We start from the raw sequence: 23,509 nt of genomic DNA, 5'->3' as shown, positions 1-23,509 counted from the left end.
GTAAAAATTGAAAACCGCCGCCCGAGAGACCGGACGGCGGCACGCACCCGCTTGGGACGATCAGTTGCTCGCCGGCGGCGCGGCGGTGGTATCGTCGGCCGGCGGCTCTTCCACGGTCACGGCATCGTCCAGCGCCTCGCCGGCGTCCTGCATCGCCTCGCCCATGGCCTCGGCGGCATTGTCGGCGGCTTCCTGCGCAGCGGTTGCAGCCTCGCCCGCGGCTTCCGCAGCGTCCTGCGCGGCTTCGCCGGCAGCGGCGGCGGCGTCCTCGGCCGCCTCGCCCATCGCCTCGCCCGCGGCTTCGGCGCCGCTTTCGACGGCGGTGGCGGCATCGCTCGCGGCCTCTCCGGCGGCATCGGCGGCGTCTTGCGCAGCGGCGGCCGCATCGTCAGCCGCATCCGAGGCAGCCTCGGCCGGGGTCTCAGTCGTGGTTCCGGCCGGCATGTCGGCGGTGGTATCGGCGGGCTCGGTGGTGGTCACGGCCGCGTCTTCGCCGGTGGTCGCGCCTTCGTCGCTGCCCATGAAATACTGCAGCACGAAATAGGCGATGGCCAGGGCCAGCAGGATGCCGATGATCAGCGGCAGCGGAGAGGCACGCCGCTCGACCGGCTCGACATAGGTTTCGGGCGCCGCGGCCGGGCGCTGTGGGTCGGTGCCTTCCGTCCGCTTCGGATCGTTCGGATCGTAATGGGCCATTCTTGTTCCTCGCTCTTCTGGTTGGCGCATGCGGCTGGTCGGCCGGGACGGACCCCGGCTTGCGACGCGGCTGTCCTGCGTCTAACACTTGGGTTTCGCACAAGTTCCCCCGTGCCGCCGTTTTTTTTCACCTGCCCGGAAGGTGCCGCATGACCGTCACGCAATATCTCGCCGACTGGCGCCCCTATCCTTTCGAGATCACCGAGACCCGTCTGGACTTCGACCTCGCCCCCCGCGCGACGCGGGTGCGCTCGCAGATCGACTTCCGCCGCAAGGGCGCGGGCGACCTGGTGCTGGACGGGGCCGGGCTGAAGACGCTGTCGCTGGCCATCGACGGCCGCCCGCTCGACCCCGCGCAAGTCGCGGGCGAGCGGCTGGTGATCCCCGCCGCCGACCTGCCCGACGCCTTCACCTTCTCGGCCGAGGTCGAGATCGACCCCGAAGCCAATACCGCGCTGGAGGGGCTTTACCTGTCCGGCGGCATGTTCTGCACGCAATGCGAGGCCGAGGGTTTCCGCCACATCACCTGGTATCCCGACCGCCCGGACGTGATGGCGCCCTTTCGCGTCACCATCCGCTCGGACCAGCCGGTGCTCTTGTCGAACGGCAACCCGGTGTCGCAGGCGCCGGGCCAGGCGGTCTGGCACGATCCCTGGCCGAAGCCCGCCTATCTCTTCGCGCTGGTCGCGGGCGCGCTGGTGGCGGTCCCGGACAGCTTTACCACCCTGTCGGGCCGCGAGGTGGCGCTGAACGTCTGGGTGCGCCCCGGCGACCAGGACCGCGCCGGCTATGCGATGGAATCGCTGATCCGCTCGATGAAATGGGACGAAGAGGCTTACGGGCGCGAATACGATCTCGACGTGTTCAACATCGTCGCCGTGGATGATTTCAACATGGGCGCGATGGAGAACAAGGGGCTGAACATCTTCAACTCCAAGCTGGTGCTGGCCAGCGCCGAGACCGCGACCGACGGCGATTACGAGCGCATCGAGGGCGTGATCGGCCATGAATATTTCCACAACTGGACCGGCAACCGCATCACCTGCCGCGACTGGTTCCAGCTTTGCCTGAAGGAAGGGCTGACGGTGTTCCGCGACCAGCAGTTCACCAGCGACATGCGCTCGGCGGCGGTCAAGCGCATCCATGACGTGCAGACCCTGCGCGCCCGGCAATTCCGCGAGGATGCAGGCCCCTTGGCCCATCCGCCGCGCCCGGACCATTACCAGGAGATCAACAATTTCTACACCGCCACCGTCTATGAAAAGGGCGCCGAGGTCATCGGCATGCTCAAGCGGCTGGTGGGCGATCAGGGCTATCGCCGGGCGCTCGACCTCTATTTCGACCGCCATGACGGCCAGGCCTGCACCATCGAGGACTGGATCAAGGTCTTCGAGGACGCCACCGGCCGCGACCTGACCCAGTTCAAACGCTGGTATACCGATGCCGGCACGCCCCGGCTGACGCTTTCCGAGGACTGGCAGAACGGCCGGCTGACCCTGAATTTCCGGCAGGAGACCGCGCCCACCCCCGGCCAGCCGGAAAAGCCGCCGCGGGTCGTTCCCATCGCGCTCGGCCTGATCGGCCCCAATGGCGACGAGGTGCTGCCGACCACGGTGCTCGAGATGACCGAGGCCGAGCAGAGCTTCCATTTCGACGGCCTGGGCGCGCGGCCGGTGGTCTCGCTCCTGCGCGGCTTCTCGGCACCGGTCACGGTCGCGCGCGAGATCGCGGCGGACGAACAGGCGCTGCTGCTGGCGCATGACACCGACCCTTACGCCCGCTGGCAGGCCGGCCACGACCTGGCGCTGGACGCGCTGATCGCGCGGGCCACAGCGGGCGAAGGCGGCGCCGAGTTCAGCCGCGCCATCGGCGGGCTGCTCGACGATGCCGAGGCCGACCCGGCCTTCGCCGCCCTCTGCCTGTCGCTGCCCGGCGAGGAGGAGATCGCGACGACCATCGCCGCCCGCGGCCAGATCCCCGACCCCGACGCCATCCATGCCGGGCGCGAGGCGCTGGCCCGCGACATCGCCCGGGCGCATGAGCCGGCGCTGGCGCGGCTCTACGAGGCGATGCAGACCCCCGGCCCCTACCGGCCCGATGCCGAGGGCGCGGCGCGGCGCAGCCTGCGCCTGGCTTGCCTGGGCCTGCTGTCGCGCATCGATGGGGCCGCGCGGGCCGAGGCGCTGTTCGCCGCCGCCTCGAACATGACCGAGCGGCAGGGCGCGCTGGAATGCCTGATCGCCGCGGGCAAGGACGAAAAGGCATTGGCGAGCTTCGCACAGCAATTTGCCGGCAACCGGCTGGTCATGGACAAATGGTTCATGGTCCAGCCGCTGCGCGCCGCGCCGGACCGCGCCGTGGCCCGCGCCCGCGATCTGGCCGCGCGGCCGGATTTCGACTGGAAGAACCCCAACCGCTTCCGCGCCCTGATCGGCGGGCTGACCGCGAACCACGCCGCCTTTCACGCCGCCGACGGCTCGGGCTACGGTTTCACCGTGGACTGGCTGATGCGGCTCGACCCGGTGAACCCGCAGACCACGGCGCGCATGTGCTCGGCCTTCGAGACCTGGACGCGCTACGACGCCGGCAGGCAGGCCCATGCCCGCGCGGCGCTGAACCGTCTGGCGGCAATGCCCGACCTGTCGCGCAACACATCCGAGATGGTTACGCGCATCCTTGCCGGTGGCGCCTGACCATGGCCGAACCGCTCTTGCGGGCGTCCCGCGGGCGCGGCAATACTGGCCGCATGGATGCCCGCGAGGACATGAAACGCCGTCTCGATCCGCTGATTGCCGAGCGGGCGCCCTGGCTTTTTTCGGGCCGACGGCACCACGCGCTGGCGCGGCAACTGCTGATGCGCCTCTTGCGCTATCCGCGCACCCTGGACCTGGCGGCGGAATACCGCGACCTGCCCACGGACGAGGTCATGCGCCGCATCGCCGCGCTGATCCTGCGCGATCTCTGCGTCGAGGGGCTCGAGCATATCCCCGCCACCGGCCCGGCACTGATCGTATCGAACCACCCGACCGGGATTGCCGACGGCATCGTGCTGAACGCGGTGATCTCGGCGGTCCGGGACGATCTGTTCGTCTATGCCAATCACGACATCCTGCGCATCCTGCCGCAATTCGACAGCCTGATCGCCCCGGTGGAATGGCGCGTCGAAAAGCGCAGCCACGCCAAGACCCGCGCCACTATGGATTACACGCGCGAGGCGCTGGGACGCGGGCGGATCGGCCTGATCTTCCCCTCGGGCCGGCTGGCCAAGCGCCGCGGCCTGAGCCTGCACGAACGCCCCTGGATGGCCAGCGCGGCAATGATCGCGAAGAAGTTCGACGCGCCGATCATCCCGCTGCGCATCCGCGCCCGGAACTCGGCGCTGTTCTACCTGCTCGACGCGATCCACCCGACGCTGCGCGACGTGACGCTGTTCAACGAGGTGCTGAACAAGGCGGGCCAGCCCTTCCGCGTGACCATCGGTCCCCCGATCTCGGCCGCGTCGCTGCCCGGCCGCAGCGAGGACGGCATCGCGCTCCTGCGCGACGCGGTTCTGGCCCTGCCGGCGCCGGGCCAGAATGCCGTGCGCATGCCGCAGATCCGCGGGCTGTTCCAGCGCCGCCACGCGCTTGCCAAGCCGCGCCCGATCGAGTGAGGGGCGGGCTTTGCCTCCGCAATCGGCGTTGCAGATGGGTATTTGAAGAACGAAGAAGGCAGGTGCTGCGCCCAGAATCAGGGAACGGCACCCGGCCTCTTCGTTCCACAAATACCCCTGCGGCCGCGACGCCGGGCCCGCCGCCGCCGGCCGTCACACCACCATGTCGTCGCGATGGATCAGCGCGGCGCGGCCGGGATAGCCGAGGATGCCCTCGATCTCGTCGCTGCGATGGCCGGCGATGGCGCGCGCCTCGGTCGAGGAATAGCGCACGAGGCCCGCGGCCAGCCGCGCACCCTTGCCATCCAGTACCACCACCGGGTCGCCGCGGCCGAAGCGGCCCGATACGACGGTGACGCCCGCCGGCAGCAGCGACTTGCCCTGCCCCAGCGCCCGAGCCGCACCGGCATCGACGGCGATCTCGCCCTTGGGCTTCATCGCCGCGATCCAGCGCTTGCGCGCCGCCTGCGGGTCGGTATCGGGTAGGAACCAGGTCACCCGCGCGCCACCCGCCACGGCAGAGAGCGGGTTCAGCACCGAGCCCTCGGCGATGGCCATGGCGCAACCGCCCGCCACCGCCGTGCGCGCGGCCATGAGCTTGGTCTTCATGCCGCCCTTGCTGACGCCCGAGATCGGGTCGCCGCCCATGGCCTCGATCTCCGGCGTGATCTGTTCGACCACCGGCAGATGCCGCGCAGAGGGGTCGGTCTTGGGATTGGCGGTATAGAGCCCGTCCACGTCCGACAGCAGCAAGAGCTGGTCGGCGCCGCAGGTCACGGCGATCTGCGCCGCCAGCCGGTCGTTGTCGCCGAAGCGGATCTCGTCGGTGGCCACGGTGTCGTTCTCGTTCACGATGGGCACCACGCCGAGGCCCAGCAGCGTCTGCATGGTCGCGCGGCTATTGAGATAGCGGCGCCGGTCGGTGGTGTCGTCCAGCGTCACCAGCAGCTGCGCGGTCTTGACGCCATGCGGAGCCAGCGCCTCCTCATAGGCGCGGGCCAGCTTGATCTGGCCGACGGCGGCGGCGGCCTGCGACTGCTCGACCCGCAGCGGGCCGGCGGGCAGGCCCAGCACCTGCCGCCCCAGCGCGATAGCGCCCGAGGAGACCAGCACCACATCCGTGCCCCGCGCCCGTGCCTGGGCCACGTCGTCGCAAAGCCCGCGCAGCCATTCGGCGCGCAGCCCCGCGCCGTTCACCAGCAGCGCCGAGCCGATCTTGACCACCAGCCGCTGCGCGCGGCCCAGTTCCGGCGTCACGGCTGCCACGGCTTGTCTTCCCGATCCTCGGCGGGCCTGCGCGAGGGCGCGATCCGCGACCAGAGCGCGCGCAGGACCTCGGTCACGCCCTCGCGCGAGACGCCGGACATCAGCAGGACCGGGCCGCCGATCTCGGCCTCGAGCGCCGCCTTGCGCTCGGCCAGAGTCTCGGGGTCGAGCGCGTCGATCTTGTTCAGCGCCGTCACCCGCGGCTTTTCCGCCAGCGCCGGGGAATAGGCTTCGAGTTCGGTCAGGATGGTACGGGCGTCCTGCGCCACGTCCTCGGCGGTGCCGTCGACCAGGTGCAAAAGCACGCGCGAACGCTCGACATGGCCCAGGAACTGGTCGCCGAGCCCCCTGCCCTCGCTTGCCCCCTCGATCAGGCCGGGAATGTCGGCCATGACGAATTCATGCCCGTCCACGCCGACCACGCCCAGGTTCGGGTGCAGCGTGGTGAAGGGGTAGTCGGCGATCTTGGGCCGCGCGTTCGAGACGGCGGCAAGAAAGGTCGATTTCCCGGCATTGGGCAGCCCCACCAGCCCGGCATCGGCGATCAGCTTCAGCCGCAGCCACAGCGTGCGCTCCACCCCCGGCTGGCCGGGATTGGCATGGCGCGGCGCGCGGTTGGTCGAGCTTTTGAAATGCAGGTTGCCAAAGCCGCCATTGCCGCCCCTGGCTAGCAGCACGCGCTGTCCGGGCTCGGTCAGGTCGGCGACCACGGTTTCCTGGTCCTCTTCCAGGATCTCGGTGCCGACCGGCACCCGCAGCAGGATGTCGTCTCCCGAGGCGCCGGTGCGCTGCGCCCCCATGCCGTGCCCGCCCGACTTGGCAAAGAAATGCTGCTGGAAGCGAAAGTCGATCAGGGTGTTCAGCCCCTCGACCGCCTCGGCCCAGACATCGCCGCCCTTGCCGCCGTCGCCGCCGTCCGGCCCGCCGTGCTCGATGAACTTCTCGCGGCGGAAGGACACGCAGCCCGCGCCCCCGCCGCCCGAGCGGACATAGACCTTGGCGAGATCGAGGAATTTCACGGGCGCAATCCTGTCGGCTGTGGCAAAGCCGTGGGATACGCGCTTGGCCGTTTCCGTGCAAGTGGCGTGACTTTCACCCGGCCGGTGAATTAGATGGGCCGGCGACGAACGAGGGGAGACGCCATGCCGGTCCTGACCTATGCCACGCTTTTCACCGCCATCACGCTGGAGGTGGTCGGCACCACCTTCCTGCAGCGCAGCGAGCAGTTCACTCGGCTTGTCCCCACGCTGCTGATGGGGCTGTGCTATGCCGGTTCGTTCTACTTCCTGTCGCTGGCCTTGCGCGCCATGCCGCTGGGCATCGCCTATGCGATCTGGAGCGGGCTCGGCATCGTGCTGGTCTCGCTGATCGGGCTGGTCGTCTTTGGCCAGCGGCTGGATTTCGCGGCGGTGCTCGGGCTTTCCATGATCGTCGCGGGGGTGGTCATCGTGAACCTGTTCTCGGGCAGCGTGACGCATTGAATCGCCTCCACCCTTAACATTCCGGCAATCGGGTCTAGATAATGTCCGAAGGGAGGGCCGCGATGATCCACTTCGACAACAGCTATGCCCGACTGCCGGAAGGTTTCTTCACCCGCACCCGACCGACGCCGGTGCGCGACCCGCAGCTTGTGGCGCTGAACCGGCCGCTGGCCGAGCGGCTGGGCTTCGACGCCGACTGGCTTGCCAGCCCCGAGGGCGTGGCCGTGCTGGCCGGCAACGCCCTGCCCGAGGGGGCCGAGCCCATCGCGCAGGCCTATGCCGGCCACCAGTTCGGCGGCTTCGTGCCGCAGCTCGGCGACGGGCGCGCGGTCCTGCTGGGCGAGGTGGTGGCCCCCGACGGGGCGCGCTTCGACATCCAGCTGAAGGGCGCGGGGCCCACGCCCTTCTCGCGCCGGGGCGACGGGCGGGCCTGGCTGGGTCCGGTGCTGCGCGAATACCTGGTCAGCGAGTTCATGGCGGCATTCGGCATTCCGACCACGCGCGCCCTGGCGGCCGTCACCACCGGCGAGACGGTGATCCGCGAGACGGTCCTGCCCGGCGCGGTGCTGACCCGCGTGGCCGCCAGCCATATCCGCGTCGGCACCTTCGAATTCTACGCCGCGCGCGGCGACCGGCAACGGCTGCAGCTTCTGGCCGATCACGTCATCGCCCGGCACTATCCCGATGCCTCGGGCGCGGCCGACCTGCTGCAGCGCGTGGTCGAGCGGCAGGCGGCGACCATCGCCGGCTGGATGGCGCTCGGCTTCATCCACGGGGTGATGAACACCGACAACATGTCGGTCTCGGGCGAGACCATCGACTACGGCCCCTGCGCCTTCATGGACGGCTACCGGCCCGACAAGGTGTTCAGCTCGATCGACGCCCAGGGCCGCTATGCCTGGAACGAACAGCCCAACATCGCGGTCTGGAACCTGGCGCAATTCGCCAGCTGCCTGGTGCCCCTGATGGGCAATGACGACGCGGCGGTGGCCGAGGCCACGCGCATCGTCCACAGCTTCCCCGGCCTCTATCAGGCCGAATGGCTGAACCGCTTTGCCGCCAAGCTGGGCATCGCCGCGCCGCAGCCCCAGGATCGCGCGCTGATCGAGCGGCTCTTGACGCTGATGGCGGCCGAGGAGGCGGATTTCACCCGCACCTTCGCCGGGCTGGTGGATGGCCGCGCCCGCGACGAGTTCAGGGCGCCCGAGCGGTTCGACGCCTGGGCCGAGGGCTGGCAGGCGCGCATCCGCGACCTGCCGGACGCCGCGCAGGTCATGGCGCGCGCCAATCCGCGCCGCATCCCGCGCAACCACCGCATCGAGGCAGTGATCGCGGCCGGGCGCGAAGGCGATTACGGCCCCTTCCACGCGCTCGACGCCGCCTTGCGCGCCCCCTTCCAGGACCGGCCGGAATGGGACGGCTATGCGCTGGCTCCGCAGCCAGATGAGATCGTCCGCCGCACCTTCTGCGGCACCTGAGCAGCAGCGAAAGGCCCTATGCCGAAAAGCCCCGACCGCCTGAGACTGGCCAGCTACAACCTGCACAAGTGCCGCGGCATGACCGGCCCGCACGCGCCCGAGCGCAACCTGCGCGTCATCGCCGAACTGGATGCCGACGTGATCGCCCTGCAAGAGGTCGATTTCCGCTTCGGCGCCCGGCCCGAGGCGTTGCCGCGCAAGCTGATCGAAAAGACCACGGGCATGGTCCCCGCCCCCTTTCTGGGCACCGGCGAAAATTCGCTGGGCTGGCACGGCCAGACCATCCTGCTGCGCCCCGAACTGCGCGACAAGGCCGAGATCCGCCGCCTGCCCCTGCCGGGGATCGAGCCCAGGGGCGCGCTGGTGCTGCGCCTGCCGGGGCTGACGGTGGTAGCGGTGCATCTGGGGCTGATGCGCTCGTCGCGCCGCGCGCAGCTGTCGCGCATCATCGCCCAGTCGCGGCGCATCGGCCATGACCGCATGGCGCTGACCGGGGATTTCAACGAATGGCACGATTCGCGCGGGCTCGAGGCGCTGGAGGCGCTGCGCGTCATCACCCCGGGCCCCAGCTGGCCCGCGCCCTTCCCGCGCCTGCGCTATGACCGCTTTGCCGTCTCGCGCAGCATCGAGGTGCTGGATTGCGGCGTGCTGGACAACGAGATGGCGCGGGCGGCCTCGGACCACCTGCCGGTCTGGGCCGATCTGGCGGTCGATGCGCATGAGGAGGTGCCGCGCGGCTATCAGCCGGCCCGCGTCACCTCGCGCATTCCCGGCGAGGATGGGGCGGCCGGGGCGGATTGACGCTTTTCTGCAACTGCGAAGGCGGTTAAACAGCGCCAAAGCTCGTCAGCCAAGGGGGACGCAGACATGACCGCCATCATCGACATATTCGCGCGCGAGATACTGGACAGCCGGGGCAACCCGACGGTCGAGGTCGATGTGACGCTGGAAGACGGCACCATGGGCCGGGCGGCGGTGCCCTCGGGCGCCTCGACCGGCGCGCATGAGGCGGTGGAAAAGCGCGACGGCGACAAGGCGCGCTACCTGGGCAAGGGCGTGCTCGAGGCCGTCGCCGCCGTCAACGGCGAGATCGCCGAGAACCTGATCGGCGAGGATGCGACCGAGCAGGTCGCCATCGACCGCATGATGATCGAACTGGACGGCACCCCGAACAAGGGCCGGCTGGGCGCCAATGCCATCCTGGGCGTGTCGCTGGCGGTGGCCAAGGCCGCGGCCGAGGCCTGCACCCAGCCGCTCTATCGCTATGTCGGCGGCGCCGGTGCCCGCGTGCTGCCGGTGCCGATGATGAACATCATCAACGGCGGCGAACATGCCGACAACCCGATCGACATCCAGGAATTCATGATCATGCCGGTGGCGGCGGAGAACATCCGCGAAGCCGTGCGCATGGGCTCGGAAGTCTTCCACACGCTGAAGAAGGAACTGTCCTCGGCCGGCCTCGCCACCGGCGTCGGCGACGAGGGCGGCTTCGCGCCGAACCTCAGCTCGACCCGCGATGCGCTGGACTTCATCCTCAAGGCCATCGAGAAGGCCGGCTACCAGCCCGGCGACGACATCATGCTGGCGCTGGACTGCGCCTCGACCGAATATTTCAAGGGCGGCAAATACGAGATGGCCGGCGAGGGCAAGTCGCTGAGCCCGGCCGAGAACGTCGCCTACCTGGAAGCGCTCTGCAACGACTACCCGATCCTGTCGATCGAGGACGGCTGCGCCGAGGACGACTGGGACGGCTGGAAACTGCTGACCGACACGCTGGGCAGCCGGGTGCAGCTGGTCGGCGACGACCTCTTCGTGACCAACCCGGCGCGGCTGGCCGAGGGCATCGCGAAGGGCTGCGGCAACTCGCTGCTGGTCAAGGTGAACCAGATCGGCACCCTGACCGAGACGCTGGACGCGGTGCGCATGGCCGACCGCGCGCGCTATACCTCGGTGATGTCGCACCGCTCGGGCGAGACCGAGGACGCCACCATCGCCGACCTGGCGGTGGCGACGAATTGCGGCCAGATCAAGACCGGCAGCCTCGCGCGCTCGGACCGGCTGGCGAAATACAACCAGCTGATCCGCATCGAGGAAATGCTGGGCGCCGCGGCCGAATATGCCGGCAAGTCCATCCTGCGCGGCTGATCCGCGGGGCATCGCAACGAAGCAGGGCGGCCCAGGCGGCCGCCCTTTTCATATCCACCAGCGATGCGTCAGGGCAAAGGCGCCAAGCGCCAGGCGGCGGCGGAATTCCGAAGGGGCGGCACCGGCCAGCGCCTCGATCCCCCGCGGCGCGGCCCGCAACGCGGCCCGCACGCCCGCCCCGGCAAACAGCACCGGCGCCAGCCGGCGCGGCACGAACCGGCGCTGCGCCCGGGCCTCGGCAAGTTTCGCACGGGCCTTGCCTGCAATCCCGGCCAGCACCTCGGGCGAGGCGTCCCAAAGCCCGAGCCCCAGCCCCTGCAAGGCCGGCAGCGCGGCCAGCCAATGCGCCAACCCCACCCCCTCGGCCTGGGCGTCGACGACCTCGGCAACATCCGGCTTTCTCCGTTTTCCAAATACCCCGCGGGGGTCCGGGGGCGCGAAGCCCCCGGCAGCCTCCCAGCCCATGGCCTCGGCGGCGAAGCGCGCCAGCGGCACCGCCGTATCCCGCACATAGGCCGCGACGGCTTCGGGCCCGTCCAGCGGCTCGCGCGCCGCATCGCGGCGCCGCGCCTCGGCCAGTACCGGGAAACCGGCGGCGCGCGGTCCCCAGGCCTCGGCCAGCGGCGTCAGCAGCTCATGCGACTGCACCTTGCCGGCGCCGATGTCCTCCAGCCGCTCGATCCACCATTGCAGCCGCATCTCGGCGATCAGCGGCTCGGTCGAGGCGAGCGGCGCACGCGCCAGCTCCAGGTTCAGCGCATAAAGCGTCAGCAGCCGCGGCCGCGCCTCAGCGGGGGCCAGCAGACAGATGCCGAAGCGGTCGGGATCGTGCTCGCGCAGCGCCTCGGCGCAATCGTCCAGGCTCATGCCGGCACCACCCTGTCGCGGATCAGCTTCCAGCGGATCGCATCGACCAGCGCCTCGAAACTGGCATCGACGATATTGGGCGACACGCCGACGGTGGACCAGCGATGGCCCTGGCCGTCGGCGCTGTCGATGATGACCCGCGTCGCCGCCTCGACCCCTTCGCCGGTGATGCGGACGCGGAAATCCACCAGATGCATGTCGTCGATGGCGGCCTGATAGGGGCCCAGATCCTTGGCCAGCGCCCGCCACAGCGCGTTGACCGGGCCGCGGTCATGCCCCTCGGCATCCATGCTTTCGCTGACCGAGAGCATCCGCTCGCCGCCGATCTGCACCACCACCACCGCCTCGGAAACCGAGATGCGTTTCCCCAGCGCGTTCCGGCGCCGCTCGACGGTGACGCGGTAGCGCTCGACCGAGAAATAGTGCTGCATCCGGCCCAGCTCGGCCAGGGCCAGCAGCTCGAAGCTGGCCTGGGCGCCGTCATAGGCATAGCCGGCATCCTCGCGCGCCTTGACCAGGTCGAGGATGCGCGCCAGCGCCGGATCGTCGCGACCGACCTCGATCCCCGCCTCGGCCAGACGCGCGCGCAGGTTCGACTGCCCGGCCTGGTTCGACATCGGGATGATGCGCTCGTTGCCCACGGTGGCGGGGTCCACATGCTCGTAGGTCGCGGGATTCTTCAGGATGGCGCTGGCATGCAGCCCGGCCTTGTGGGCGAATGCCGAGGCGCCGACATAGGGTGCGGGCCGGGCGGGCGGGCGGTTCAGGATCTCGTCCAGCCGGCGCGAGATGCGCGTGAGCCCCGCCAGCCCCTCGGCGGTGACGCCGGTTTCCAGCGCCGAGCGATAGGGCTCCTTCAGCAGCAGGGTCGGGATCAGGCTGGTCAGGCTGGCGTTGCCGCAACGCTCGCCCAGGCCATTGAGCGTGCCCTGCACCTGCCGCGCCCCGGCAGCGACGGCAGCCAGCGTGCAGGCCACGGCATTGCCGGTATCGTCATGGCAATGGATGCCCAGCCGCTCGCCGGGGATGCCGGCCGCGATCACGGCGCGCGTGATCTGCCCCACCCGGTCGGGCAAGGTGCCGCCATTGGTGTCGCAAAGCACGATCCAGCGCGCGCCCGCCTCCAGCGCCGCGCGCAGGCAGGCCAGCGCATAATCCGCGTCCTCGTCGTAGCCGTCAAAGAAGTGCTCGGCATCGAACAGCGCCTCGCGGCCCTCGGCCACCAGATGCGCGACCGAGGCACGGATATTCTCGAGGTTGTCCTCCAGCGAGATCCCCAGCGCCTCGCGGACATGGAAGGGATGCGTCTTGCCGACCAGGCAGACCGCGCGGGTGCCCGCGTTCATCACCGCCGCCAGCACGTCGTCGTTATCGGCCGAGCGACCGGCGCGCTTGGTCATGCCAAAGGCGGTCATGGTGGCGCGGGTCGCCGGCGCCTGGGCGAAGAAATCGCTGTCGGTCGGGTTGGCGCCCGGCCAGCCGCCCTCGATGTAATCCACGCCCAGCCGATCCAGCATCCCGGCGATCTCGGCCTTTTCGGCGGCGGAAAACTGCACGCCCTGGGTCTGCTGCCCGTCGCGCAGCGTGGTGTCGTAAAGATATAGGCGCTGACGCGTCATCGGGGCGGCCCCTTTCGGCTGGCTGGCATGCGGTTATTCGGGCAGTCTGGCGGCGTCGAAATCCGGGCCGGGCAGAAGCTCGACCCCGGCAGGGCCCATGCGGACCTCGACCCCCGCGTCCAGAAGACGCTGCTTGAGACCATCCACGGCCGAGAAATCCTTGCTGGCCTTGGCTTCTGCCCGCAACGCATTCATGCGCTCGGCCCAGGGCGACAGGTCGGGGCCCGCGGCGATCCAGCCGCCCAGCTCCTCGGTCAGCAGGCCCAGCATCCGGGCGCCGGCAAGCAGCCCGGGCGCATCGCCCTGCCCTGCCATCTCGTGCAAGGCCGCGATCGCCCCCGCGGTATTGAGGTCGTCGGCAAGCGCGGCCAGGACGGCGAGGGCCGGGCTTGGCGCGGGCTCGATGCCCGCGACAAGGCCGCGCCACTTGCGCAGCACCGCCTCGGCTTCGCGCGCCTTCTCGGCCGTCCAGTCCATCGGCTTGCGGTAATGCGTCGACAGCAGGACGAAGCGGATCACCTCGCCCGGAATGCCCTGGTCCAAGAGATCGCGGACGGTGAAGAAATTGCCCAGGGATTTGGACATCTTCCGGCCCTCGACCTGCAGCATCTCGTTATGCAGCCAGACGCGGGCGAAATCGCCATGCGGATGGGCGCAGCAGCTTTGCGCGATCTCGTTCTCGTGATGGGGGAATTGCAGGTCGATGCCGCCGGCATGGATGTCGAAGCTCTCGCCCAAAAGCTCGTAGGACATGGCCGAACATTCGATATGCCAGCCCGGACGGCCGCGTCCCCAGGGGCTGTCCCAGCCCGGCAATTCGTCGTCCGAAGGCTTCCACAGCACGAAATCCATCGGGTCTTCCTTGAAGGGCGCGACCTCGACGCGGGCGCCGGCGATCATGTCGTCTACCGAGCGCCCCGAAAGCTTGCCGTAATCGGCGTAACTCCGCACCCGGAACAGCACATGGCCGTCGCGCGCATAGGCATGGCCGCCGGCGACCAAGGTCTCGATCATGGCGATCATCTGGGCAATGTAATCGGTGGCGCGCGGCTCGTGATCGGGACGCTCGGCCCCCAGCGCGTCCATGTCGGCGTGATACCAGCCGATGGTTTCCCGCGTGCGCTCGCGGATCAGCGCCTCCAGCGTGCCGGGGGCGCCGGCCTCCTTGCGGGCCAGGGCGGCGGCGTTGATCTTGTCGTCCACGTCGGTGAAGTTGCGCACATAGGTGACATGGTCCGCGCCATGGACATGGCGCAAGAGCCGCACCAGCACGTCGATCACCACCACCGGCCGGGCATTGCCCAGATGCGCCCGGTCATAGACCGTCGGCCCGCAAAGATAGAGCCGCACATTCTGCGGGTCGATGGGCCGGAAAACCTCTTTCCGGCGCGTCCTGGTATTCGTCAGCCTGATCTCGACCATGACTTCCCCTTTGCGGGCGTCGTCAGGTCACGATGAACCGCCCGCCTGAATTTTCAGCCGGTAATGATGCAGCGGGTGGTGGCGGTTCCTGCCTTCATGCGCCCCGCCTTAACGCATTGTCTTGCCTATGCCAAGAGAGGCTGCAAAACTTGGTCCATGAGCCGCGAACTGGTCAACGAGATCTGTGCCGCACAGCCTGGGGCCGAGTGGTCGGATCCCTGGGGCGGCGGCCATGATTGCTGGAAGATCGGTGGCAAGACCTTTGCCGTGACCGGTGCAGTCGGCACCCATGTCTCGGTCAAGACCGACAGCACCGAGATGGCCGAGTTCCTGATCGAGACCGGCGTGGCCGAACGCGCGGCCTATCTGCATCGCAGCTGGGTGGCGCTGCCGCTCGATTCGGCCCCCGACGAGCTGGCGCATCGCATCCGCCATTCCTATCGGCTGGTGCGCGGCGCCCTGCCCAAGAAGGTGCAGGCCGCCCTGCCGCCCCTGTGACGAAAATGGCCGGCCCCGCGCAGGGGACCGGCCAGAGACGCAGGGCCGAGCGACTGGCCCCGCGCCGGAATCGCCCGGTGATCAGGCAGGAACCTGCGCGGCCAGCTGTTGCAGCAGGCCTTCCATCTGCTGGCAAAGCGCCGCTTCGGTGGTGTTCTGCTCCTTGGCGGCGTCTTCCAGCGTCCGCTCGACGCCCATGGCCGAGACGGCGCCTTCCTTGCCCTTGGCCTCGGCCGCATCGCCCTGGGCGCTGTCGCCCGCCGGGATCATCGCCAGCAGCTTGGTCTGGATCTCGACCGCCTTGCCGTCGATATGGCCCTGTTCCTGGCAATAGGCCAGGACGCCCAGCTGGTTGCGCGCGCTTTCATAGGCGGCGGCGCTGTCCTGGGCCGGCACGGCAGCGGGCGCCTCGGCCGTAGCCGGGGCCTCGGGGGCGGCGGGCGCGGCCGGGGCCGCGTCTTGCGCCAGGGTCACGCCTGCGGTCAGGCCAAGGGCCAGGGCGGGCAGGATTGCGAAACGTGCGATCATCTCGATCTCCGTCTGTTGCGTGTGCCGGGACTGTGGCACGCCCCAGTCAGGGCCGCAAACCGGCTCGGCGGAATGCCGCGGCCGGTTTCACGCCGATCAGCGGAAAAGCACCAGCGAGCCGGGGGACCAACTCACATTCGCGCGGGTGCCGACATCCTGCACCTCGCGGCCGAAGACGTTGCGCATGGCGATCCGCACCGGCCGCACCTGGCCGTCGAAGCCCGCCGAGCCGTCCAGCCGCACGTCGTAATAGGTCATGTCGCCGTAATAGACGACCTCGTCGATCACCCCCTCGGCCACCCGGTTCGTGCCCTGCGCGCCGGGCGCCAGCAGCGACACCGCCTCGGGCCGGAAGCCGACCGAGGGGCCGTCGTCGCCGGGATCGGCACGGCTGACATTGGCCAGGGGAATATCGACGCGGCCCAGCCCCGGCGCCTCGATCTGCACGGCCTCGCCGGTCTCGCCCAGCACGCGGGCAGGCAGGAAGTTCATCACCCCGATGAAATTCGCCACCCGGCGGCTGGTCGGGCGGGCATAAAGCGCCTCGGGCCCGTCCATCTGGGCGATCTGGCCCTCGAACATCACCGCGATGCGGTCGGACATGACCAGCGCCTCCTCCTGGTCATGGGTGACAAGAACGAAGGTGATGCCGACCTGGCGCTGCAGCTTGATCAGCTCGACCTGCATCTGCTCGCGCATCTTGCGGTCCAGCGCCGAAAGCGGCTCATCGAGCAGCAGCACCTTGGGCTTGAGGATCAGCGCCCGCGCCAAGGCCACCCGCTGCCGCTGCCCCCCCGACAGCGCATGGCTGGCGCGGTTGCCATAGCCTTTCAGCCCGACCATCTCCAGCGCCTGCTCGACCGCCGCCGCCTTCTCGGCCCTGCTTCGCGGGTCGCGGCGCAGCCCGAAGCCCACGTTCTCGGCCACGGTCAGATGCGGGAAGATGGCATAGGACTGGAACACCATGTTCGTGGGCCGCCGGTTCGCCGGCACCTCCTGCATGTCCTGCCCGTCGATCAGCACGACGCCCGAGGAGATGTCCTCGAACCCGGCGATGGTGCGCAGAAGCGTGGTCTTGCCGCAGCCCGAGGGGCCCAGCAGCGAAAAGAACTCGCCCGAGCGGATGGTCAGGTCGATGCCGCGCAGCGCGTGATAATCGCCGTAATGCTTCTGCACCTGCCGGATCTCGATCATCGGCTTCGCCCCGGCCATGGCGGCGCGATGGGCGGCGGTGGTCTTGGGGCCCGGGTTTTGGGTGGTCACAGGAAGCCTCCGGTATCCTTGGCGCCGGTCTTCGCGATGCCGCGGCGGCGGAAATATTCGGCAATGGTCAGAAGCAGGATCGACATGAGCACCAGCACCGTCCCCAGCGCCATGATCATCGGGATCTGCTTGGGGAAACGCAGCTGGCTGAAGATATAGGTGGGCAGCGTCGGCTCGTTCCCGGCCAGGAAGAAGGCGATGATGAACTCGTCGAGGCTGATGGTGAAGCTCATCAGCAGGGACGAGATGATCCCCGGCATGACCAGCGGCAGGATCACCAGCCGAAAGGCGCTGATCCGCGTCTCGCCCAGGTCATAGGCCGCCTCCTCCAGCGAGCGGTCGAGCGAGTTGAAGGCGGTGGACAGGATCACCGTGGCATAGGGCATGCAGATCAGCGTATGGCCCAGGATCACCGTCAGGATGCTGAGCTGCACGCCCAGCGACAAAAGCACCACCAGAAGCGAGATCGAGACGATGATCTCGGGCAGCACCAGGGGCAGCATGATCAGCCCCATGATCGGCCCCTTGCCCGGAAAGGTGAAGCGGGTCGAGGCGCGGGCGGCGAATACGCCCAGGCAGGTCGCCAGGATCGAGGCGCTGACGGCGATGGTCAGCGAATTGGTCAGCGCCCGGCGCAGCGAGGCATTGCCCCACATCTGCGCGAACCATTCCGTGGTGAAGCCCCGCAGCGGAAAGGCGATGATCGTGCCCGAGTTGAAGGCGAAGATCGGCAAGAGCAGGATCGGCGCGTAAAGGAACAGCAGGTAGATCAGCGCATAGGCCCGCAGGCCCCCGCCCTTCATTGCCGCACCTTCAGGAAGCGGCGGTTCAGACCGATGAAGGCCAGGCTGATCACCGCCACGATCAGCATGGCCGTCACCGCCAGCGCCGAGCCCATCGGCCGGTTGTCCAGATCCAGCATCTGCGCCTGGATCATGTTGGCGATCATCGGGATCTTGCCGCCGCCGATCAGCGCCGGGGTGACATAGTCGCCGATGGTCGGGATGAAGACGATCAGCGCCGCCGCCACCACGCCGGGCATGGCCAAGGGCAGGGTGACGCGCCAGAAGGTCATGGCCCGGCTTTCGCCCAGGTCGCGCCCGGCTTCCAGAAGCGAGCGGTCGATCTTTTCCAGCGCGATGAAGATCGGCAGGATGGCGAAGGGCGCATAGGCATGGGCCAGCGTGATCACCATGGCGTTGACATTGTAGAGGATGAAGGTCAGCGGCTGCTCGATCAGCCCCAGCGTCTTGAGCCCCGAGTTGATGACGCCGTTATAGCCCAGGATCACCTTCCACAGGAACACCCGGATCAGGTAGCTGGTCCAGAACGGGATGGTGATGAGGAACAGCCACATGGCCTTTTTCTGCGGCGCGACGGCAAAGGACAGGAAATAGGCCACCGGAAAGGCCAGAACCACGGTGGCCAGCGTCACCAGCGCCGCCACCCCCAGCGAGCGCAGCATGATGCGGTGAAAGATCGGGTCGGCCCAGACGGTGCGGTAATTCTCCAGCGTGAACTCGCGGATCACCGTCAGGTAGCCGTCCTTGAAGAAGGAATAGGCCAGGATGGTCAGCAGGGGTGCTGCCAGCACCAGCACGGCATAGCCCAGCGGCGGCGCGATCAGGGTCAGGCCCTGAGCCGTCTGAGATCGGTTTCCTGACGCCATGCCCTGCCCTGTGAATCCCTGTCGCTTGGGGTGGCAGGTTTCCATATCCGCGCCGCGAGGAAAAGGGTTTTCCTGCGCTGCGGCGACCGTTACGCCGCCTGGAACTGCGCCGCCACCTCGCGCCGATGCGGCTGGGCGCGATGCTCGACCAGGTAGATCCCCTGCCAGGTGCCCAACTCCATCCGGCCGCGCACGACCGGGATCTGCAGGCTGACGGGCAGGATCGCGGCCTTCAGATGCGCGGGCATGTCGTCCGGCCCCTCGGCGCGATGCGTCAGGTAGCGCATAGACGGATGGTCGGCCGGCGGCGCGATGCGGTCGAGCCAGGCCAGCAGGTCGCGCTGCACGTCCGGATCGGCGTTCTCCTGCACCAGAAGCGAGCAGGAGGTATGGCGCACGAACAGCGTCACCACACCGTCCCTCGCGCCGATGCCGCGCAGCCAGGCCGCCACCTCGGCCGTGAAATCATGGCAGGCCGGCCCGCGGGTCGGGATGGTGAAGCTGGTCCTCAAGAGCGGCCTTCCCGCCAGGACGATTCCCGCCCTTTTTCAACCATGGGCTTCTCCGTTCCCCAAATACCCAATGAGCTATTCCGCCGCCTCGCCCGGTGCTTCCAGCGACTCGGCACCGTCATGGTCCAGCGCCAGCCGCTTTTGCGTGCGCGCGCCCAGGTCGCGCAGCATCTCGGCCTGGCGGATGACGTTGCCCGGCCCGCGGGTCAGCCGGTCCATGGCGGTGGCGTGGCTTTTCTGCGCCCGCTCCAGCGCGCTGCCCACATCCTCGACCGCCGAGACGAAACCGTGCAGCTTGTCGTAAAGCTGGCCGGCGCGGGCGGCGATGGCCATGGCATTGGATTCGCGCCGCTCGACCGTCCAGATGTGATCGACCGTGCGCAGCGTCAGCATCAAGGTGGTCGGCGTGGCCAGCCCGACGCGGTTCTCCATCGCGTGCCGCGCCAGGTCTGGATCGACGCGCAGCGCCTCGGAAAAGGCGCCCTCGACCGGGATGAACATCAGCACGTAATCGACCGAGCCCTCGTCGATCGCCTGATAGCCCTTGGCCGCCAGCCCGGCGACATGGGCGCGGACCGAGGCAACATGGCGGCGCAGCGCGGCGTCGCGGGTCGGCATGTCCTCGGCATTCACCGCCTCCTCATAGGCGTTCAGCGAGACCTTGCTGTCGATCACCAGAAGCTTCTTCTGCGGCATCTTCACGATCACGTCCGGCCGCCACAGCTTGCCGTCGGCGTCGCGGTGGCTCGCCTGCGTGTCGTAATGCGTGCCGGCGATCAGGCCGGAATCCTCAAGGATGCGCTCCAGGATCATCTCGCCCCAGGCGCCGCGCTTCTGGCTGTCGCCCTTCAGCGCCCGGGTCAGCGCCACCGCCTCGCGCGAGATGTCCTCGGAACGCTTGTGCAGGTATTCGATCTGCTCGCGCAGCCTTGCGCGTTCCTCGTCGGTGGCCTTGTTGCGGGCCTGAAGCTCGGTCTGGAAGCGGTGAACCTGGTCGCGAAAGGGCGTCAGCAGGGCCGACAATTGCTCGCCATGCGCCTTTTGCATCTCGCTGCCCTGGGATTTCAGCGTCTCGTTGGCCAGCAGGCGGAACTGGCCGGTCATCTCCTCGCGCAATTCGCGCAGGGTGGCGATGTCGCGCGCGGCCGCCTCGCGGTCCTTCTGCGCCGCCAGACGGGTTTCCGCCAGCTCGCGCTCCAGCCCCGAGACCTGCTGGCGTTCGCGGTGCAGCGCGTCGGTCAGCCCGTCGCGTTCCTCGACCAGTTCCTGCAGGCGCTGGCTCAGCGATTCCGCTCGCGTCTCCAGCCGGCTTACGGCCAGAAGCTGGTCGCGCAGCCCGGCCGTTTCGGCATCGAGCCGCGCCTGCAGCTCGGCCTCGCGCCGCCGGGCCAGCAGGGCATCCGCCTGGGCCGAACGCCGCGTTCGCCACAGCGCAACAAGGCAAAGCGCCAGCACCGCCAGCGCCGCGATCAACAGCAGCCGCAGATTGCCCGCATCCGCCAGCCATGCCTGCATTTTTTCCGCCTCGCCCATCGGCCCCTGCGCCTTGTCCCAACCGCGGTTTCGCGTCGCTTGCCGGGACTGTTCCCGTTTTTCCCCAAGAATGCAAGCGCGGCCCCCTTCCTTCGCCCCGGTTGCGCCCCTAGCCTTCGCCTGAAAACCGCAAGAGGAGATCAGGCATGGTCAAGACCGTCGCCGTCATGGTGGGCTCGCTCCGCAAGGATTCTCTCAACCATAAGCTGATGAAGGCATTGCAGAAACTGGCCGAGGGCCGGTTGCAGTTCCACCTGCTGCATATCGGCGATCTGCCGCATTACAATGAGGATCTCTGGGCCGAGCCACCCGAATCGGTGCTGCGGCTCAAGGACCGGATCGAGCATTCCGACGCGGTGCTGGCGATCACGCCGGAATACAACCGCAGCTATCCGGGCGTGATCAAGAACACCATCGACTGGGGCACCCGGCCCTATGGCCAGAACTCGTGGAAGGGCAAGCCCGCGGCCGTCACCGGCACCTCGCCCGGCGTGATCGGCGCGGCGCTGGCGCAGGCGCGGCTGAAAAACGACCTGGTCCATGTCGGCACGGTGATGATGAGCATGCCCGAGGCCTATATCCAGTGGAACGCCGATGCCTACGGCGCCGATGGCAGCGTCACCGACGAAAAGACCGCGAAATTCCTGCAAGGCTTCGTCGATTCCTTCGCGGACTGGATCGAAAAGCACGGCTGAGCCCGGCCGCAGGACGACAAAGGCCGCGCCCGAAAGCGCGGCCTTCTTGCGTTGATCGGCCGGTTACTGGTCCAGGAAGGACCGCAGCTTGCGCGACCGGCTGGGATGCTTGAGCTTGCGCAGCGCCTTGGCCTCGATTTGGCGGATGCGCTCGCGGGTGACGCTGAACTGCTGGCCGACCTCTTCCAGCGTGTGGTCGGTGTTCATGCCGATGCCGAAGCGCATGCGCAGCACCCGCTCCTCGCGCGGCGTCAGCGATGCCAGCACCCGCGTGGTGGTTTCCTTGAGGTTTTCCTGAATGGCGCTGTCCAAGGGCAGCACGGCATTCTTGTCCTCGATGAAATCGCCAAGCTGGCTGTCCTCCTCGTCCCCGATCGGGGTTTCGAGAGAAATCGGCTCCTTGGCGATCTTCATCACCTTGCGGACCTTTTCCAGCGGCATCTGCAGCTTTTCGGCCAGTTCTTCGGGCGTCGGCTCGCGGCCGATCTCGTGCAGCATCTGGCGGCCGGTGCGCACCAGCTTGTTGATCGTCTCGATCATGTGGACCGGGATGCGGATGGTCCGGGCCTGATCGGCGATGCTGCGCGTGATCGCCTGCCGGATCCACCAGGTCGCGTAGGTCGAGAACTTGTAGCCGCGGCGATACTCGAACTTGTCCACCGCCTTCATCAGGCCGATATTGCCTTCCTGAATGAGATCAAGGAATTGCAGGCCCCTGTTCGTGTATTTCTTGGCGATCGAGATCACCAGCCGCAGGTTCGCCTCGACCATTTCCTTCTTGGCCTGGCGCGATTCCTTCTCGCCGCGCTGGACCTGGCTGACGATGCGGCGGAACTCCTCGATATCGACGCCGACATGCTGGCCGACCATGGCCATCTCGGCGCGCAGGCTTTCCACCTGGGCGCGGGATTTCTCGAACAGCGCCTGCCAGCCGCGGCCCTTGTGCTGCATCATGCGCTCGACCCAGGTCGGGTCCAGCTCGCTGCCGCGATAGGCGTCGATGAACTCGCGCCGGTTGATGCGCGCGGCATCGGCCAGCTTCACCACGTTGGAATCGATGGTGACGATGCGGCGGTTGATGCCATAGATCTGGTCGACCAGCGCCTCGATGCGGTTGTTGTGCAGGTGCAGCTCGTTCACCAGCGCGACGATGCGCGAGCGCAGTTCCTGATAGGCGCTTTCCTGCGCGGCCGAGAAGGTGCCGTCCTCGTTCAGCGTCGCCGACATGCGGTTGTCCTGCATGTGCGACAGCTCCTCGTAGCCCCGCGCGATGGCCTCCAGCGTCTCCAGCACCTTGGGCTTCAGCGAGGCTTCCATCGCCGCCAGAGACAGGTTCTGGCCGTCGTCCTCGTCCTCGTCCTCCTCGCGGCCCATGGGGTTGCCGTCGGCGTCGAACTCCTCCTCGTCGCGCGCGGCACCGTTGGCCGCGGCGGGGCGGGCCTCGGTCGGCAGCACCTCCTCTTCCTCGCCATCCTCGTCCATCGAGCGGCCGAAGGTGGTCTCCAGGTCGATCACGTCGCGCAGCAGGATGTCCTCGTCCAGAAGCTCCTGGCGCCACATGGTGATGGCCTTGAAGGTCAGCGGGCTTTCGCAAAGCCCGGCGATCATGGTGTTGCGGCCGGCCTCGATGCGCTTGGCGATGGCGATCTCGCCCTCGCGCGACAGCAATTCGACCGAGCCCATCTCGCGCAGATACATGCGCACCGGGTCGTCGGTGCGGTCCAGCTTTTCCGTCTCGGCGGTGGCGACCGTCAGCTCACGCGAGCCCGAGCCGGTGGTGGTCAGCTCGCCGCCCGTTTCGGCCTCCTCGGCCTCCTCGTCGTTCTCGACCACGCGGATGTCCATTTCGGACAGCATGGACATGACGTCCTCGATCTGGTCGGAACTGACCTGTTCGGGCGGCAGGACGGCATTGAGCTGGTCATAGGTGATGAAGCCGCGTTCGCGCCCTTCGGCGATCATGCGCTTGACCGCGGCCTGCGACATGTCCAGCGAAGGATCGTCATCCTTGGCCTCGGGCTTCTGGTCTTCGTCGTTGGCTGCCATGCTGGCTCCCTTGAAGCGGTGATTCGCGAATCGGCGAATCGGGATCGGCTATCGGCCGGTTCTAGCGCGAATCGCAGGCGATTCAAAGCCTGCGAGCCGGCCTCGGCCGGGGTGATTCGGCGCAGGTGATTCGCGCGCC

The 23,509-nt window shown here is 68.4% G+C and carries 21 protein-coding genes; 8 read left to right on the top strand and 13 right to left on the bottom strand.

Annotation, left to right across the window (positions count from 1 at the left end):
* Positions 1–60: 60 nt before the first annotated feature.
* Positions 61–696 (bottom strand): hypothetical protein, encoded by a 636-nt coding sequence (locus ACNKFW_RS15830; RefSeq protein ID WP_024845291.1) that lies wholly within the window; start codon positions 694–696, stop codon positions 61–63.
* Positions 697–845: 149 nt separating this feature from the next.
* On the opposite strand from ACNKFW_RS15830, the gene pepN reads away from it, so the two are divergent.
* Positions 846–3,389 (top strand): aminopeptidase N, encoded by a 2,544-nt coding sequence (gene pepN / locus ACNKFW_RS15825; protein ID WP_147428923.1) that lies wholly within the window; start codon positions 846–848, stop codon positions 3,387–3,389.
* 53 nt (positions 3,390–3,442) lie between these two features.
* The gene (locus tag ACNKFW_RS15820; RefSeq protein WP_024845293.1) at positions 3,443–4,348 is read left to right on the top strand and encodes a 1-acyl-sn-glycerol-3-phosphate acyltransferase; all 906 of its coding nucleotides are present in this window, start codon (positions 3,443–3,445) and stop codon (positions 4,346–4,348) included.
* Positions 4,349–4,501: 153 nt separating this feature from the next.
* On the opposite strand, the gene proB is transcribed toward ACNKFW_RS15820, so the two are convergent.
* Both proB and obgE read right to left on the bottom strand, forming a co-directional pair.
* Entirely contained in the window at positions 4,502–5,614 is a 1,113-nt protein-coding gene (gene proB / locus ACNKFW_RS15815) for a glutamate 5-kinase (protein WP_147428924.1), read from the bottom strand.
* Positions 5,602–6,633: a GTPase ObgE gene (gene obgE, locus ACNKFW_RS15810; protein WP_418025000.1), complete on the bottom strand. Its 1,032-nt coding sequence runs from the start codon at positions 6,631–6,633 to the stop codon at positions 5,602–5,604. Before obgE ends, proB begins: the two co-directional genes overlap by 13 nt.
* 123 nt (positions 6,634–6,756) lie before the next feature.
* Between obgE and ACNKFW_RS15805 the strand changes: the two genes are divergently transcribed.
* The 4 genes from ACNKFW_RS15805 (at position 6,757) to eno (ending at position 10,718) form a co-directional block, all read left to right on the top strand.
* On the top strand, positions 6,757–7,095 hold the full coding sequence (locus ACNKFW_RS15805) for a DMT family transporter (protein WP_024845296.1): 339 nt from the start codon (positions 6,757–6,759) through the stop codon (positions 7,093–7,095).
* A 62-nt stretch (positions 7,096–7,157) separates the two neighbouring features.
* Complete coding sequence (locus ACNKFW_RS15800) at positions 7,158–8,573, top strand: protein adenylyltransferase SelO (RefSeq protein WP_147428925.1); 1,416 nt, start codon at positions 7,158–7,160, stop codon at positions 8,571–8,573.
* An 18-nt stretch (positions 8,574–8,591) separates the two neighbouring features.
* The gene (locus tag ACNKFW_RS15795) at positions 8,592–9,374 is read left to right on the top strand and encodes an endonuclease/exonuclease/phosphatase family protein (protein WP_024845298.1); all 783 of its coding nucleotides are present in this window, start codon (positions 8,592–8,594) and stop codon (positions 9,372–9,374) included.
* A 66-nt stretch (positions 9,375–9,440) separates the two neighbouring features.
* Positions 9,441–10,718 (top strand): phosphopyruvate hydratase, encoded by a 1,278-nt coding sequence (eno, locus tag ACNKFW_RS15790; RefSeq protein WP_028711087.1) that lies wholly within the window; start codon positions 9,441–9,443, stop codon positions 10,716–10,718.
* A gap of 48 nt (positions 10,719–10,766) precedes the next feature.
* On the opposite strand, the gene ACNKFW_RS15785 is transcribed toward eno, so the two are convergent.
* The 3 genes from ACNKFW_RS15785 to cysS are packed head-to-tail and all read right to left on the bottom strand — an operon-like array spanning position 10,767 to position 14,626.
* Positions 10,767–11,585 (bottom strand): squalene/phytoene synthase family protein, encoded by an 819-nt coding sequence (locus tag ACNKFW_RS15785; RefSeq protein WP_024844496.1) that lies wholly within the window; start codon positions 11,583–11,585, stop codon positions 10,767–10,769.
* Positions 11,582–13,204, bottom strand: coding sequence for a citramalate synthase (gene cimA, locus ACNKFW_RS15780; protein ID WP_147428926.1), 1,623 nt, complete (start codon positions 13,202–13,204; stop codon positions 11,582–11,584). Before cimA ends, ACNKFW_RS15785 begins: the two co-directional genes overlap by 4 nt.
* 33 nt (positions 13,205–13,237) lie before the next feature.
* Complete coding sequence (gene cysS, locus ACNKFW_RS15775) at positions 13,238–14,626, bottom strand: cysteine--tRNA ligase (RefSeq protein WP_147428927.1); 1,389 nt, start codon at positions 14,624–14,626, stop codon at positions 13,238–13,240.
* Between the two features lie 156 nt (positions 14,627–14,782).
* On the opposite strand from cysS, the gene ACNKFW_RS15770 reads away from it, so the two are divergent.
* On the top strand, positions 14,783–15,124 hold the full coding sequence (locus ACNKFW_RS15770; protein WP_024844493.1) for an MmcQ/YjbR family DNA-binding protein: 342 nt from the start codon (positions 14,783–14,785) through the stop codon (positions 15,122–15,124).
* Between the two features lie 81 nt (positions 15,125–15,205).
* On the opposite strand, the gene ACNKFW_RS15765 is transcribed toward ACNKFW_RS15770, so the two are convergent.
* The 6 genes from ACNKFW_RS15765 to rmuC all read right to left on the bottom strand — a co-directional run bounded on the left by ACNKFW_RS15765 (position 15,206) and on the right by rmuC (position 20,611).
* Positions 15,206–15,652, bottom strand: a complete 447-nt coding sequence (locus tag ACNKFW_RS15765; RefSeq protein WP_418024996.1) for a pore-forming ESAT-6 family protein — start codon at positions 15,650–15,652, stop codon at positions 15,206–15,208.
* A 96-nt stretch (positions 15,653–15,748) separates the two neighbouring features.
* Entirely contained in the window at positions 15,749–16,846 is a 1,098-nt protein-coding gene (locus tag ACNKFW_RS15760) for an ABC transporter ATP-binding protein (protein WP_177209321.1), read from the bottom strand.
* 65 nt (positions 16,847–16,911) lie between these two features.
* Complete coding sequence (locus ACNKFW_RS15755; protein ID WP_024844490.1) at positions 16,912–17,718, bottom strand: ABC transporter permease; 807 nt, start codon at positions 17,716–17,718, stop codon at positions 16,912–16,914.
* Positions 17,715–18,584, bottom strand: coding sequence for an ABC transporter permease (locus tag ACNKFW_RS15750; protein WP_024844489.1), 870 nt, complete (start codon positions 18,582–18,584; stop codon positions 17,715–17,717). Before ACNKFW_RS15750 ends, ACNKFW_RS15755 begins: the two co-directional genes overlap by 4 nt.
* An 89-nt stretch (positions 18,585–18,673) precedes the next feature.
* Complete coding sequence (locus ACNKFW_RS15745; RefSeq protein ID WP_147428928.1) at positions 18,674–19,096, bottom strand: secondary thiamine-phosphate synthase enzyme YjbQ; 423 nt, start codon at positions 19,094–19,096, stop codon at positions 18,674–18,676.
* Positions 19,097–19,171: 75 nt separating this feature from the next.
* Positions 19,172–20,611, bottom strand: a complete 1,440-nt coding sequence (gene rmuC, locus ACNKFW_RS15740; protein WP_231486737.1) for a DNA recombination protein RmuC — start codon at positions 20,609–20,611, stop codon at positions 19,172–19,174.
* A gap of 164 nt (positions 20,612–20,775) precedes the next feature.
* On the opposite strand from rmuC, the gene ACNKFW_RS15735 reads away from it, so the two are divergent.
* Entirely contained in the window at positions 20,776–21,324 is a 549-nt protein-coding gene (locus tag ACNKFW_RS15735; protein WP_147428930.1) for an NADPH-dependent FMN reductase, read from the top strand.
* Positions 21,325–21,387: 63 nt separating this feature from the next.
* On the opposite strand, the gene rpoD is transcribed toward ACNKFW_RS15735, so the two are convergent.
* Positions 21,388–23,370 (bottom strand): RNA polymerase sigma factor RpoD, encoded by a 1,983-nt coding sequence (gene rpoD / locus ACNKFW_RS15730; RefSeq protein WP_024844485.1) that lies wholly within the window; start codon positions 23,368–23,370, stop codon positions 21,388–21,390.
* Between the last annotated feature and the right edge of the window lie 139 nt (positions 23,371–23,509).

The sequence above is a fragment of the Paracoccus sp. TD-10 genome, assembly GCF_048270675.1.
Taxonomy (GTDB): Bacteria; Pseudomonadota; Alphaproteobacteria; order Rhodobacterales; family Rhodobacteraceae; genus Paracoccus; species Paracoccus pantotrophus.
The sequence above is the reverse complement of the archived record's forward strand: the minus strand, read 5'-3'. Positions and strand labels throughout refer to the sequence as shown.

Excerpts from the sequence above, each read along its gene's own strand:
- ACNKFW_RS15830 (WP_024845291.1), bottom strand. The coding sequence starts at position 696 with ATGGCCCATTACGATCCGAACGATCCGAAGCGGACGGAAGGCACCGAC.
- pepN (WP_147428923.1), top strand. The coding sequence starts at position 846 with ATGACCGTCACGCAATATCTCGCCGACTGGCGCCCCTATCCTTTCGAG.
- ACNKFW_RS15820 (WP_024845293.1), top strand. The coding sequence starts at position 3,443 with ATGGATGCCCGCGAGGACATGAAACGCCGTCTCGATCCGCTGATTGCC.
- ACNKFW_RS15805 (WP_024845296.1), top strand. The coding sequence starts at position 6,757 with ATGCCGGTCCTGACCTATGCCACGCTTTTCACCGCCATCACGCTGGAG.
- ACNKFW_RS15800 (WP_147428925.1), top strand. The coding sequence starts at position 7,158 with ATGATCCACTTCGACAACAGCTATGCCCGACTGCCGGAAGGTTTCTTC.
- ACNKFW_RS15795 (WP_024845298.1), top strand. The coding sequence starts at position 8,592 with ATGCCGAAAAGCCCCGACCGCCTGAGACTGGCCAGCTACAACCTGCAC.
- eno (WP_028711087.1), top strand. The coding sequence starts at position 9,441 with ATGACCGCCATCATCGACATATTCGCGCGCGAGATACTGGACAGCCGG.
- ACNKFW_RS15785 (WP_024844496.1), bottom strand. The coding sequence starts at position 11,585 with ATGAGCCTGGACGATTGCGCCGAGGCGCTGCGCGAGCACGATCCCGAC.
- cimA (WP_147428926.1), bottom strand. The coding sequence starts at position 13,204 with ATGACGCGTCAGCGCCTATATCTTTACGACACCACGCTGCGCGACGGG.
- cysS (WP_147428927.1), bottom strand. The coding sequence starts at position 14,626 with ATGGTCGAGATCAGGCTGACGAATACCAGGACGCGCCGGAAAGAGGTT.
- ACNKFW_RS15770 (WP_024844493.1), top strand. The coding sequence starts at position 14,783 with ATGAGCCGCGAACTGGTCAACGAGATCTGTGCCGCACAGCCTGGGGCC.
- ACNKFW_RS15765 (WP_418024996.1), bottom strand. The coding sequence starts at position 15,652 with ATGATCGCACGTTTCGCAATCCTGCCCGCCCTGGCCCTTGGCCTGACC.
- ACNKFW_RS15760 (WP_177209321.1), bottom strand. The coding sequence starts at position 16,846 with ATGATCGAGATCCGGCAGGTGCAGAAGCATTACGGCGATTATCACGCG.
- ACNKFW_RS15755 (WP_024844490.1), bottom strand. The coding sequence starts at position 17,718 with ATGAAGGGCGGGGGCCTGCGGGCCTATGCGCTGATCTACCTGCTGTTC.
- ACNKFW_RS15750 (WP_024844489.1), bottom strand. The coding sequence starts at position 18,584 with ATGGCGTCAGGAAACCGATCTCAGACGGCTCAGGGCCTGACCCTGATC.
- rmuC (WP_231486737.1), bottom strand. The coding sequence starts at position 20,611 with ATGCAGGCATGGCTGGCGGATGCGGGCAATCTGCGGCTGCTGTTGATC.
- ACNKFW_RS15735 (WP_147428930.1), top strand. The coding sequence starts at position 20,776 with ATGGTCAAGACCGTCGCCGTCATGGTGGGCTCGCTCCGCAAGGATTCT.
- rpoD (WP_024844485.1), bottom strand. The coding sequence starts at position 23,370 with ATGGCAGCCAACGACGAAGACCAGAAGCCCGAGGCCAAGGATGACGAT.